The 12,766-nt window shown below is 58.6% G+C and carries 13 protein-coding genes; 9 read left to right on the plus strand and 4 right to left on the minus strand.

All coding sequences use genetic code 11. From position 1 onward, the window contains the following. The first annotated feature begins 17 nt into the window (after positions 1-17). The 6 genes from FXO11_RS04025 (at position 18) to FXO11_RS04050 (ending at position 4,602) form a co-directional block, all read left to right on the plus strand. The gene (locus FXO11_RS04025; RefSeq protein WP_148861683.1) at positions 18-647 is read left to right on the plus strand and encodes an NUDIX domain-containing protein; all 630 of its coding nucleotides are present in this window, start codon (positions 18-20) and stop codon (positions 645-647) included. Further along, a complete protein-coding gene (locus tag FXO11_RS04030; protein WP_148861684.1) occupies positions 647-1,138 on the plus strand; it encodes a DUF1249 domain-containing protein in 492 nt (163 codons plus the stop codon). The genes FXO11_RS04025 and FXO11_RS04030 overlap by 1 nt, the downstream gene beginning before the upstream one ends. Positions 1,139-1,363: 225 nt before the next feature. After that, the gene (cpdA, locus tag FXO11_RS04035) at positions 1,364-2,197 is read left to right on the plus strand and encodes a 3',5'-cyclic-AMP phosphodiesterase (RefSeq protein ID WP_148861685.1); all 834 of its coding nucleotides are present in this window, start codon (positions 1,364-1,366) and stop codon (positions 2,195-2,197) included. Positions 2,198-2,202: 5 nt separating this feature from the next. Then, positions 2,203-2,820, plus strand: a complete 618-nt coding sequence (locus tag FXO11_RS04040; RefSeq protein ID WP_148861686.1) for a YqiA/YcfP family alpha/beta fold hydrolase — start codon at positions 2,203-2,205, stop codon at positions 2,818-2,820. Between the two features lie 70 nt (positions 2,821-2,890). Then, complete coding sequence (gene gcvH, locus FXO11_RS04045; protein WP_148861687.1) at positions 2,891-3,283, plus strand: glycine cleavage system protein GcvH; 393 nt, start codon at positions 2,891-2,893, stop codon at positions 3,281-3,283. 125 nt (positions 3,284-3,408) lie between these two features. Then, positions 3,409-4,602 carry a class I SAM-dependent rRNA methyltransferase gene (locus tag FXO11_RS04050; protein ID WP_148861688.1) on the plus strand — a complete coding sequence of 398 codons (1,194 nt, stop codon included), beginning with the start codon at positions 3,409-3,411 and terminating at the stop codon, positions 4,600-4,602. A gap of 51 nt (positions 4,603-4,653) precedes the next feature. On the opposite strand, the gene FXO11_RS04055 is transcribed toward FXO11_RS04050, so the two are convergent. Both FXO11_RS04055 and FXO11_RS04060 read right to left on the minus strand, forming a co-directional pair. Beyond that, positions 4,654-5,772, minus strand: a complete 1,119-nt coding sequence (locus FXO11_RS04055) for an imelysin family protein (RefSeq protein WP_148861689.1) — start codon at positions 5,770-5,772, stop codon at positions 4,654-4,656. A gap of 6 nt (positions 5,773-5,778) precedes the next feature. Beyond that, a complete protein-coding gene (locus FXO11_RS04060; protein WP_148861690.1) occupies positions 5,779-6,435 on the minus strand; it encodes a histidinol-phosphatase in 657 nt (218 codons plus the stop codon). Between the two features lie 248 nt (positions 6,436-6,683). Between FXO11_RS04060 and FXO11_RS04065 the strand changes: the two genes are divergently transcribed. From FXO11_RS04065 to FXO11_RS04075, 3 genes are all read left to right on the plus strand, one after another. Next, entirely contained in the window at positions 6,684-7,205 is a 522-nt protein-coding gene (locus FXO11_RS04065; RefSeq protein WP_148861691.1) for an RNA pyrophosphohydrolase, read from the plus strand. 6 nt (positions 7,206-7,211) lie between these two features. Further along, positions 7,212-9,500, plus strand: a complete 2,289-nt coding sequence (ptsP, locus tag FXO11_RS04070) for a phosphoenolpyruvate--protein phosphotransferase (protein ID WP_148861692.1) — start codon at positions 7,212-7,214, stop codon at positions 9,498-9,500. 123 nt (positions 9,501-9,623) lie between these two features. Continuing rightward, positions 9,624-10,859, plus strand: a complete 1,236-nt coding sequence (locus FXO11_RS04075; protein ID WP_148861693.1) for a patatin-like phospholipase family protein — start codon at positions 9,624-9,626, stop codon at positions 10,857-10,859. Positions 10,860-10,927: 68 nt separating this feature from the next. On the opposite strand, the gene FXO11_RS04080 is transcribed toward FXO11_RS04075, so the two are convergent. Further along, entirely contained in the window at positions 10,928-11,320 is a 393-nt protein-coding gene (locus tag FXO11_RS04080) for a gamma-butyrobetaine hydroxylase-like domain-containing protein (protein ID WP_148861694.1), read from the minus strand. A 109-nt stretch (positions 11,321-11,429) separates the two neighbouring features. Further along, positions 11,430-12,758, minus strand: a complete 1,329-nt coding sequence (gene hslU / locus FXO11_RS04085) for an ATP-dependent protease ATPase subunit HslU (protein ID WP_148861695.1) — start codon at positions 12,756-12,758, stop codon at positions 11,430-11,432. Positions 12,759-12,766: the final 8 nt, after the last annotated feature.

The raw sequence follows: 12,766 nt of genomic DNA on the forward strand, positions 1-12,766 counted from the left end.
TGAACGCAGGACGGCTCATGTCTGAGAAATCGCCAGCCCCATTCCAGTTTTCCGAAAAGGACGTCAGGATTGAGAATCGGGAGACCCTGTTCAAGGGTTTTTTCCAGATGGATCGTCTGCGTCTGAGCCACATCCGGTTTGCCGGTGGCTATACCGAGGTTTTTGACCGTGAGCTTTTTGTCCGCGGCGACGCAACCTGTGTGTTGCCCTACGACCCGCAGCGGGATGAAGTGGTCCTGCTGGAACAGTTCCGGCCCGGCGCGCTATGGCGGGATCAGTCTCCTTGGTTATTGGAATTGGTTGCCGGTATGAACGAGCCTGGAGAAACCCCGGAGGATGTCGCGCATCGGGAGGCCGAAGAGGAGGCCGGGCTTGAGTTCAGGCAACTGGAAAAAATCTGCAGTTATCTGGTTTCACCGGGCGGCACCACGGAAATGGTGTCGCTGTATTGTGGGCATGTCAGCACCGAAGGTGCCGGCGGCCTATATGGCATAGAGGCCGAGCATGAAGATATTCGCGCGCATGTAATGGCGGCCGACGAGGCTTTGCGTATGATAGCGGATGGACGGATCAACAACGCCGCCGCCATCATCGCCTTACAATGGCTGACCATACAGCGTTCGCGTCTGCGAGAAGAGTGGGTTTAATGCAGAAGAAGTCAGAAGTCGTTCCTGTTTTGCGAAAGAAAGCCTACGTGCCTGACCTTCAGCGCTTCGGCGCCTTGTGCGAGGCGAATTATGGCCGTATTCGGCGTTTGCGCCTGTTGGCGGAGGGGCGCATGGATGTGGCCGAGTTCGAGCTGCAGGATGGCGATGCCTATTTTGGCCGGGTGCGTATCGAGCAGCTCCAGCAGTCTCGGTTTACCGAGACGCTGCTGTTGGAGCAGGTGCATAACGCGGGACGCTGGCTCAACAATCCCCATCTGACGGTGCGTGTATACCATGATGCCGGTCTGGCCGAAGTGATCAGTTGCTACCGCAATCGCCGCATCGAGGCCATCAATGACTACCCCAATCGGTTCATGCACCATCCGGACGAGAAAACCCAGGTGAATGCTTTTCTGGCGGACTGGCTGAGCTTCTGCCTGCGCTTCGGTCACGTTCCGGCGGACCGGATTGCCTGGCCGGTCGCGGAATAGCGCGATCACGCTCGAGTTGTTGGCCGCTTTCCGGCAGATGCGTCGTTGAATGTGACAGTGCTCCAGGAAAATCGGCCCGCAATTCGCTAGAATTCAACCTGTGTTAAGGGACACCAGGAGTCTGCTGCCAAACCTTGATGCCTATCGATAGTCGGGGCTTGTGCGGCGTCTCCTCGCATTCAACCGTTTTTTGGATATCACTCATCCTGGAGTCGCGGCTCGCTCATGTCTTCCCGTGTTTCGCCTGAAATAAATGCCAGCCGGACGTCGACACCGACGCTCCGCATTCTGCAGCTGACCGATCCGCACCTGATGGCGGATCCCGACGGCGAGCTGTTAGGCATGAATACCCGGGACAGCCTTGACGCGGTCATGGCTCTGGCGAGCAAGGAACCTCATGCGCCGGATCTGGTGATAGCCAGTGGCGACATTGCCCAGGACGGTTCCGAAGTCGCCTATCGCATCTTTCAGGAAAAAATGAGCCGGTATGCCTGTCCGGTCATTTGGTTTCCGGGCAATCATGACGATACCGAGGCCATGCAACGTGTGACCGCAGGAACCCGTGCGGAGCAGCGTCGTGTTCTGGATGGAGGGTGGCAGCTCATCTTTCTCAACTCGGCCGTGCCCGGTAAGGTTTATGGCGAGTTGGCTGAAACGGAGCTGGATTTCCTGCGTGAGTGTCTGGCGCAGTATCCCGACCGCCCTACGCTAATCGCTTTCCATCATCATCCTGTCGATGTGAACTGCGGCTGGATGTCTGAAATCGGACTCACCAACAGCGACGTATTCATGGCTGCGATTGCAGGTCACGCTCAGGTTAAGGCGTTACTGTGGGGGCATATCCACCAGAGCTGGGACGAAGAGCGTGACGGTATTCGCCTGATGGCCACGCCTTCCACCTGTATCCAGTTCGCGCCGGGGTCGACCGAATTTTCGATCGACGAACAGGCGCCGGGCTATCGCTGGCTTGATCTCTATGCGGATGGAACGCTGAATTCTTATATCCGCCGGGCGGAGGATTATGCGTTTACGGTCGATATGAACAGTCAGGGCTATTAACCGGCATGGCGATTGAAACACCGTTCCAACGTCGGCCGCGTCTGATCTATCTGCACGGTTTCAAGAGCTCGCCGCAATCTCAGAAAGTGACGGAGCTACGCGAGTGGCTGGCGGCACACGAACTACCCATCGAATTGGTGGCGCCGGCGGTGGGCTTCTCGCCAAACGAGGCCATCGCACGGATCGAGCGCGACATCGCCGCCTCGGCAGACCGCCCGTGCGCCTTGATGGGCAGCTCCCTGGGGGGCTATTACGCCACCGTGCTCGGCGCCCGCCACAATCTGCGCAGCGTGCTGATCAACCCCGCTGTGGCCCCGTATCGGTTGTTGCGCACATACATCGGCGTACAGGAGAATCTGTACACGGGCGAGCGCTTCGAGGTGGAAGAAGCGCACATGGACGAGCTGGAAGCCATGGATCCCGGTCAGTTGACCCAACCCAGGCAGTTCCTCGTTCTTCTGCAGTCCGGCGACGAAACGCTGGACTACCGTGAGGCTGTCATGCGCTATCCGCAGTCTCCGCAGTGGATCCAACCCGGTGGCGACCATCGCTTCCAGAATTTCACGCGCACCTTGCCCGCTGCGCTGGCGTTCCTGGGGTTGTTGCCGGGGCACACTTTCTAAGCCCGGCTATTCAGTGGATGCCTTCAAGTGCGCTAAACTGGCGTGAAATTTCGATAAGGAAATGCAAACCATGAGTCAAGTTCCCGCGGATCTCAAATACATCGAGACCCACCAATGGGTGCGGGTTGCAGCGGACGGCACGGCAACAGTCGGCGTTACCGACTTTGCCCAGGATCAGTTGGGCGACGTCGTATTCGTCCAGTTGCCGGAAGTGGGCGCTACCGTCACGGGCGGTGAAGAGGCCGGCGTAGCGGAATCCGTCAAATCCGCGTCCGACGTCTTCAGCCCGGTAACCGGTGAGGTGGTCGAAATTAACGAGAGTCTCGAGGAAGAGCCGGAAAAGCTCAATGACGATCCTTATGGCGAAGGTTGGTTGTTCCGGGTCAAGCTGGCGGACGAAGGCGAGCTCGACGGTTTAATGGAAGCGGATGCCTACGCCGAGCTCATCGCCGACATTGACTGATCGCTTCTGCTAAGGAACCTACGCGGGGTAGCGGTTAGCCGCCCCGCACGCCATCGCGCTGTCTTCGTCGACGCAGCCTCCGTATAATCCCGCAGTCCTCCATATCCCTTTTTTCTGGAATCGCTATGTTTCCCCAGCTCTACCTGCGTAAAGGCGCCGAGCGTCGTATTCGCGCCGGCCATTTGTGGATCTACAGTAACGAGGTGGATACCCGCCGCTCGCCGCTGAACACCTTCGAACCCGGGGCGCAGGTCTGTGTGGTCGCCGCCAACGCCAAGCCGCTGGGCACGGCCTTTATCAATCCCCATACCCTGATTTGTGGTCGGCTGATCAGCCGCAACCCAGAGCAGGGCATGACGCCCCAGCGTCTGACGGAGCGCCTGGAATCGGCGTTGGCCTTGCGTGAAAGACTATTTGATCGGCCCTTTTACCGCTGGGTGTTCGGCGACGCCGACGGTCTTTCCGGCCTGGTAATCGACCGCTTCGATGACGTGGTCGTCGTCCAGATATCCACCGCCGGCATGGAAACCTTGAGAGAGTCGCTGGTGCGTGCTGTGCAAAAGCTGGTGCATCCTCGCAGCATTGTCTTCAAGAACGACGGCAAGATGCGTGAGGTGGAAGGTCTCGATAGTTATGTTGCGGCCGCGCACGGTGACATTCCCGAGGTCCTGCAGGTGGAGGAAAACGGGGTTCGCTTCGAGGCGCCATTGGCGGACGGCCAGAAAACCGGCTGGTTCTACGACCACCGGATGAACCGGCGCCGCTTGCAAGCGTACGCTCCGGGCAAGCGGGTGCTGGATGTGTTCAGTTACATCGGCGGATGGGGGGTGCAGGCTGCAGCCGCCGGGGCTTCGAAGGTCACGTGTCTCGACAGCTCACGCCCGGCACTGGACGCGGTTGAACGCAATGCGACGCTGAACGGACTGGCGAACGTCGACACACTGGAAGGCGATGCCTTTGCGGCGTTGAAGGACTTGTGCGACCAAAAGGAAAAATTCGATATTGTGGTATTGGACCCGCCGGCTCTGATTCCCCGGCGCCGGGACCAGAAAGCCGGCGAGCAGGCATATGCCCGGCTGAACCAGTTGGGTTTGAGGCTGCTCGAGCGTGACGGCTTATTGGTGTCTGCGTCCTGTTCCATGCATCTGTCGACCGAGCGGCTGGTCGACATTATTCGCGGCAGTGGCCGTCGCATCGACCGTTTCGTCCAGTTACTGGAGCAGGGCCACCAGGCGCCGGATCACCCGGTCATTCCCGGCATCCCGGAGACTGACTATATCAAGAGCTGCTTCGTTCGCTCGCTCACTGGATTTTTCTAGTGTCCCTTAGCAAAAGTTCGTCTGGTTAATTCGCTGCCCTCTGGCTTTTCCTCAATATTGCGCTGCCTGACCTTCGAACGCGAGTTCGGTCAGGCCCTCGCTGAATTGCGTTAGCGCCACTCGGGCTTCAGCCAGCGCCGCTGTGTCGATGGGTTTCTGTTGCGGATCGATGGCGTCTAGTTTGGTGGCCAGCGTAGCCAATGCTTCCGAGGCTTTTTCACGGGCCTCTTCCTTCTCGGCCAGCAGGATCGGTATCCATGTGGCTTTCAGGGCGTTCACCACGGCGCTGTATTCAGAAAAGTCGGTGCGCGCCTGGGGACTATGGCCCACTGGCATGCCGTTTCGATCCTCGCCTTCGGGATTCTTTGCCCAGGCAGCCAGCGCTGTACCGACGGTATTGGCCAGGGTTCTTTCCAGGCGTACGGCCGCTTTGGGCGGGGCCTGATGCAGGCGAGCGAGCCCGGCTATCAAGTGGGCTTGGTTCTGTGGCTGGCAAAGAGGCTGGATATCCCGCTGGAGTGCGGTGGCGATCAATCTCAGCAAGTCCTGGCGTCGTTCGGGGGCATTGATCTTTCCGGTCTCGGGTGTCGCGCCCGGCGTCCGGAAATTAGCGAGGGTCGCTTCGATGGGGCGGTGGCCCTTGGGCCAGAGCAGCGACTCCAGTGGATGAAAGCCGAGTGTCAGGTAGAAGAAATCGGTGGACTGGTGCTCCTTGCGCAGAAAGTCCGGCGTCAGCGGCACTTCTGAAAAGGTCAGCCCGCTGCGTGGGTAGTGGGGCACTTGGTCCAGGTAACCGGGCAGCATCGGATGGGCGTCGACCGGGTCTCGATCGTTGAACTGGTGAGGTAAGGATAGATCCGCAATGCGATAGAGCGTGGCCAATTGCTGATAGGTTTGGTGAGCGCCGCGCCAGGTTTCCCGCGCTGACGTTAGGGTCTGGGCGCTGGGGGCATCGAGGAATTGATTGATTCTATCGTGCAGGGTGCTGACGCTTTCGCAAACAGCCTGGGTCTGTTCGGTGACCGCCGTTTTCAATGCCGGCGGAATCGTTGCGGGTTCGGCTTCGCTGACGACGGGAGCTTCTCCCGGAGGCGGCGGCTCGGAGCAACCGGCCAGCAACAAGGCGATGCCCAGTCCATAGACAATCGATGCGCGTGCTTTCCCTGCCATGAGCGCTCAACCCCTTAGTGAAATTACTGGCCAGCCTCTTTCCCGGGCCAGCGCGGCAAGTTTTTCATCCGGGTCGACGGCAACCGGATGTGCGACCTGTTCCAGTAGCGGCACGTCGTTGTGGGAGTCGCTGTAGAACCAGGCGTTGTCTGCTGACTGTCCCTGTGCCTCCAGCCACGCTTTTAAACGTGTGACTTTGCCTGCCTGGAAACTAGGCGTGCCGGCGACCTGGCCGGTGTAGCGTCCATCGCGCATCTCCGGCTCGGTGGCGATCAGGTCGTCTACCCCAAGCAGGTCGGCGATAGGCTGTGTCACGAAGCGGTTGGTCGCGGTAACGATCAACAGATAGTCACCCTGCCGACGGTGTTTTTCCAGAAGCTCAGCCGCCTTGCTCAACATCAGCGGACGAATACGCTCGTTCACAAAGCGATCGCGTAACGCGTACAGCGTATCCGGTTCATGCTTGGCCAATGGCGCCAGGGCGAACGCCAGGTAGCGGAGAATGTCGAGGTCGCCGTTGAGGTAATCCTGGTAGAACCGATCATTTGCCTCTTCGTATTCGCGAGCGTCGACAACGCCTTCCGCCACCAAAAAATCGCCCCAGGCGTGGTCGCTGTCACCTTGGATGAGGGTGTTGTCGAGGTCGAAGATGGCGAGGGTCACGGCGAGTCCTTACTGGAAGCGTCAACGAGTGTCATTGTGCGGGTTTCACATCCGCTCTCTGGCGGTGGATTCTAGCATGTCTGACGGGAGCGGGTCTGGTTTGCCCGGCGGTACGCTTTCTGTAAGAATGAAGGCAACTTAGGCAAAGTGCGGATGCCGCGTCAGGCGCTTTATTCCGATAGGAATGAGGTTGCGAAGTATAACCGGAACGGCTTTCCGCTGCTGACAAATTTGAACAGGATATTACGGTGATCGACTCCGACGGTTTCAGACCCAACGTCGGAATCATTCTGGCCAATCATCGAGGTGAGGTACTCTGGGCAAGACGAATCGGACAGGACGCATGGCAGTTTCCTCAAGGCGGCATCAATGGTGATGAGTCGCCGGAGGAAGCGCTCTATCGCGAGCTGGGCGAAGAAGTTGGCCTGGGACAGCAGGATGTGGAAATCATCAGCTGTACCCGAGGCTGGCTGAGGTACCGTCTGCCCCGTCGAATGGTGCGACACCATTCGCATCCGGTGTGTATCGGGCAAAAACAGAAATGGTTCCTGCTGAGGCTTTTGTCCCCCGACGCTAGTGTATGCGTCGACGGGACGGATTCACCCGAGTTCGACGGCTGGCAATGGGTCAGCTACTGGTATCCGCTCGGACAGGTCGTATCGTTCAAGCGAGAGGTGTATCGACGCGCACTGCGTGAGCTGGCGCCGAGATTGTTCCACAACATGGAGCAGTGGCAGGGATCGCCGCAGTTCCCGGACAGGATGGATTAACAGCCTATGTTGAGCACGCTGAGAAGTATTGTTCAGGAAGTTAATGGTGCCCGGGACCTTCAGGAAGCATTGGATATCATCGTCTCCCGTGTCCAGCGTGCCATGAATACCGAAGTATGCTCGGTGTACCTGCTGGATCCGGATACCAATCTCTATATTCTCATGGCCACCGAGGGTCTTTATAAAAAGGCAGTCGGCCGGGTCATCATGTCGCCCTCGGAAGGCCTGATTGGTTTGGTCGGCTCAAGGGAAGAGCCGATCAACCTCGAAGACGCCACGGCTCATCCCCGCTATCGTTATTTTCCGGAAACCGGCGAAGAACGCTTTCGTTCTTTCCTCGGTGTTCCCATCATTCATCATCGCCGTGTTCTGGGCGTATTGGCGGTGCAGCAACGGGAGAGTTCGCGCTGCTTCGACGAGGGCGAGGAAGCCTTCCTGGTTACGATTTCCGCCCAGCTGGCCGGCGTGATCGCCCATAGTGAAGCGACGGGTGCCATCAGCGGCCTCTCGCTTACCGGCGAGCAGGCTCACGATATCTGCTTCAAAGGCGTGGCCGGCGCACCGGGGGTGGCTATCGGCACGGGCGTCGTGGTCTATCCCCCAGCGGACCTGGACGCCGTTCCGGACAAATCCGTCGAGGACGCGGAGGCCGAAAAGGAGGTCTTTCTGCAAGCGGTGAGCGTGGTACGGGAAGACATCCAGCTTGTGGCCGAGCGTCTGGCGCCACAGTTGCGTCCTGAAGAGCAGGCCCTGTTCGAAGTCTACTTGCGCATGCTGGACGACAACGCGCTCCCCGGCGAAGTTATGACCCGCATCGCGGATGGCCAGTGGGCGCAGGGCGCGCTCAAGCAGGTGGTGCAGCAGTACGTTCGCCATTTCGAGATGATGGGCGACCTTTATCTGCGTGAGCGTGCGGTGGATATTCGCGACCTTGGGCGCCGTCTGCTGGCCCACCTGCAGGAAGGCGACCAGCAACCCGTGGCCTATCCTGAGAAAACCGTGTTGGTCAGCGATGAACTGACTCCGGCGATGTTGGGCGAGGTGCCCCGCGGTCAGTTGGTCGGTCTGGTTTCCGTGCGTGGTTCAAGCAATTCCCATGTGGCCATTCTGGCTCGCGCCATGGGTGTGCCAACCGTCATGGGCATGATCGACATGCCGGTGAATCAACTGAATGCCCGAGATCTGATCGTCGACGGTTTCGAAGGCCAGATTTATGCCTCGCCGTCTGCGGACTTGCTCTCGTTCTACCAGGAAGTCTGCGACGAGGAAGCGGCCCTGTTCCGTGGGCTGGAAGAGCTGCGGGACAAGCCATGCGTGACCACGGATGGCAAGCGGGTGTCATTGCTGGTGAACACCGGACTGATGACCGACGTGGTCCGTTCCCTCAGTCATGGCGCCGAAGGTATCGGTCTGTACCGGACGGAAGTGCCGTTCATGATCAACGAGCGCTTTCCCTCGGAACAGGAGCAGCGGGAATACTACCGGGAACAACTTGAGGCCTTTGCGCCCAACGCTGTCACCATGCGCACTCTGGATATCGGTGGCGACAAGGCGTTGAGCTATTTCCCCATCAGCGAAGAAAACCCGTTTCTTGGCTGGCGTGGTATACGGGTAACCCTAGACCATCCCGAGATTTTTCTGGTGCAGGTGCGCGCCATGCTCAAGGCCAGTGAAGGTCTCGACAACCTGCGCATCATGCTGCCGATGATCAGCAACGTCTCTGAAGTGGAGGAGTCGCTGCATCTTATTTACCGGGTCTATCACGAGGTCCGTGAAGAGGGCTACCAGATTCAGATGCCCAAGGTGGGCGTGATGATCGAGATCCCCGCCGCCGTCTACCAAGTGCGGGAGCTGTCGAGTAGGGTGGATTTCCTATCGGTGGGCTCCAATGATCTAACCCAGTATCTGCTGGCCGTAGACCGCAATAACCCGCGCGTAGCGTCGCTCTATCATTCGTTCCACCCGGCTGTGCTGCAGGCGTTGCTGAAAATCGCTGACGATGCTCATGAGGTGGGCACGTCGGTAAGCATTTGCGGTGAATTGGCTGGCGACCCAGGCGGGGCGGCATTGCTCATGGCTATGGGCTACGATGCGCTGTCGATGAACGCTGCCAGTCTGCCAAAGGTGAAGTCGGTGATCCGCAGTATCGATTCAGCCTGGGCGCGCACGTTGTTGGAGGATGTACTGGCACTGGATTCGCCCCACGTCATCAAGAGCTGCGTCGATCTGGCGCTACGCAATGCGGGCTTTGGACGCTACCTGCGCCCGAATCGATCCATCTCCGACACGCAGTAGGGTGTTTATTCTAAAGCGGGTTGATATGGTTCTGAGGTAGGTTGGTATGGTTTTTAGGCTGCAAGCACGCAGACTTGGAAAGTCTTTCTCTACCCAGTCTTTCTCTACCCAATAGAGCGACGAATGGCGGCGACCAAAACAGAGCTAAAAGAAAGACCCCGGATCGGCCTGGCCCTTGGCGGCGGCGGGCCCTTGGGGGGCATTTACGAGATTGGCGCGTTACGTGCGCTGGATGAGGTGCTCGACGGCATCGATTTTAACGACCTCGATGTTTATGTTGGTGTGAACGCGGGGTCGTTCGTTGCCGCAAATCTCGCAAACCAGATGACGACGGCACAGTTATGCCGAATCTTCGTCAAAAACGAAGCTGAAGTTCATCCTTTCCATCCCGAAGTTTTCTACCGCCCCGCTTTCAATGAGATCGGTCGGCGTATGATGGCTGTGCCCGGCTTGCTAGCCAACGCCGTGGGGCGTTTCGTCAGCAATCCCTACGATCAGAGCTTGCTCGAAGCATTGACGATTCTGGCTCAAGCGGCGCCGGCGGGGCTGTTCGATAACGAAGGTCTGCACGACTATCTAAAGCGCGCATTCAGTATGCTAGGACGCACCAACGATTTTCGGCAACTGCGGCGCAGCCTGTATATCGTTGCCGCCGATGTGGAAAGCACCGACGCAGTCTGTTTCGGTGCGCCGGGTTACGACCATGTGCCGATCTCTCGGGCCGTTCAGGCGAGCACCGCGTCTCCGGGTCTGTACGTTCCGGTGGGGATCGACGGCCGTTATTACGTAGACGGTACGCTACGTAAGGGGTTGCATGCTTCGGTGGCATTTGAAGACGGGGCCGACCTGGTACTGGCGGTAAACCCGCAGGTGCCGGTCGATGCCAGTGCAGCGGTGCGTGCCGGCTCCATGAAGCCGGGGGCGCTCACTCACTCAGGTATGCCGACGGTACTGGCCCAGACGTTCCGAACGATGGTTTATTCCCGCATGCAGTCCGGCATTGCTCAGTATGCACGCGACTATCCGGACAAGGACATTTTGCTTTTCGAGCCCACGCGAGACGATGCCAAGCTCTACTTTTCCAACGTATTCAGTTTCCAGTCCCGGCGCATGGTGTGTGAGCATGCCTATCAGATGACGCGCCGTGACCTATTGGCGCGTGCCGACCATCTTGAGACGACATTGGCACCCTACGGTATCCGGCTACGGCGGGATAGGCTGGAAGACGACCAGCGCACGATCAGCACCAGTCTGTATGGCGAGATGTTGCCTCTCTATGTGGCGAAGGGGCGCGCTAAACGCGCTCGCGTGCGATCCGGTTTGGACAACGTAACCGGACTTCTTCAGAAAGCGCTTTAACGGCTCCAGGTGCCGCTTATCGCTTTGCTGGATTTTCTGGATAGGGACGCGGGTTAGGGTTTTACCTGTCAGGGCTTTATTTGATAGGGCTTTGCTGGGGCGTCCCGGCTTCCACCTTCCGCCTCCAGTCTTGCGAGATAATCTCGCCAGTAGTCGTTCTGATTCCGCCCCAAATCCTGCAGATAGCTCCAGGTAAACAGGCCTGAATCGTGCCCATCGCTGAAACTGAGCTTCAGCGCGTAGTTCCCCACCATATCCGCTCCCGTCACCAGCACGTCGCGCTTTCCGGTTTGCAGCGTGCCGGGACCGGTGCCGTGGCCGCGTACTTCGGCCGAGGGAGAATAGACCCGGAGCAGCTCGAAGGGCAATTCAAGTACGTCGCCGTTGGCATAGCTCAGCTGCAGTAGACGGCTTTGACGGCGAATACGGATGTCGCTGGGCAGCGTAGAAGCATCGGTCATAAGCAAAGACTCTCGTGAAGATGAGCGGACGCTGGTGTGACCATAAAAGCCACGATGGCGCGATTAGGAGGCGCCATCGTGGCTGAGACCTGCAGAGATCGTGAGCGGGCTACAGAATGTAGCGGCTCAGGTCTTCGTCTTCGGCCAGATCGCCAAGTTTTTCGTCGACATAAGCCGCAGTCACCTCGACATCGCCGGTGACGGAATCGCCAGCGTCGAAGGAAACGCTCTCCAGTAGCCGCTCAAGCACGGTGTGTAACCGACGAGCACCGATGTTTTCGGTGGTTTCGTTCACTTTCCAGGACACCTGAGCGATACGCTCGATGGCGTCATCGGTGAAGGTCAGCGTTAGGCCTTCGGTGTTCATCAGCGCTTCGTACTGCTTGACCAGCGAGGCATCCGGCTCGGTCAGGATGCGCTTGAAGTCTTCCGGCGTCAGCGCCTGAAGTTCCACCCGGATGGGCAGGCGACCCTGCAGTTCCGGTATCAGATCCGATGGCTTGGATAGGTGGAAGGCACCCGATGCAATGAACAGGATGTGATCGGTGCGAATCATGCCGAATTTTGTGCTAACGGTGCTGCCCTCGATCAGCGGCAGCAGATCGCGCTGAACGCCTTCCCGGGAAACATCCGCCGATCCGGTTTCGGAGCGTTTGGCGACCTTATCGATCTCGTCGATAAAGACAATGCCGTTTTGCTCTACGGCCTGTATCGCTCTTTGCTTGATGTCTTCCTCGTTGACCAGCTTGGCCGCTTCTTCTTCGCGAAGACTGGCGAAGGCATCCGCGACCTTCATTTTCCGGGTCTTCTTGCGGTCTTTGGACAGGTTGGAGAACATGCTCTGCAACTGGTTAGTCATTTCCTCCATACCCGGCGGCGCCATGATCTCGACGCCGGCGCCGTTATTGCTCAGCTCAACCTCGATTTCCTTGTCGTCCAGCTGGCCTTCGCGCAGTTTCTTGCGGAATAGTTGCCGGGTGGAGGAATCTTCAGTGGGGCGGCTATCTTCCTGGAAGTTGCGGGCCGGGGGCAGCAGGGCATCGAGGATGCGATCTTCGGCAGCATCGGCGGCGCGATGTTCGTGGCGCTTTATTTCTTTTTCGCGCAGCATTTTTACGGCCATATCGGCCAGGTCGCGAATGATCGACTCGACATCCCGGCCCACGTAACCGACTTCGGTAAACTTGGTGGCCTCTATCTTGAGAAAAGGCGCATCCGCCAATTTGGCCAGGCGCCGCGCGATCTCGGTTTTGCCCACACCCGTGGGACCGATCATCAGAATATTTTTGGGGGTTATCTCGTCCCGTAGGCCGACCTCAAGCTGCATACGGCGCCAGCGGTTACGCAGGGCGACGGCGACGGCTCGCTTGGCTTCTTCCTGACCGACGATATGTTTGTTGAGCTCATGAACAATTTCGCGGGGGGTCATTCCAGACATGGTGGCTC

The sequence above is a fragment of the Marinobacter fonticola genome (assembly GCF_008122265.1).
Taxonomy (GTDB): domain Bacteria; phylum Pseudomonadota; class Gammaproteobacteria; order Pseudomonadales; family Oleiphilaceae; genus Marinobacter_A; species Marinobacter_A fonticola.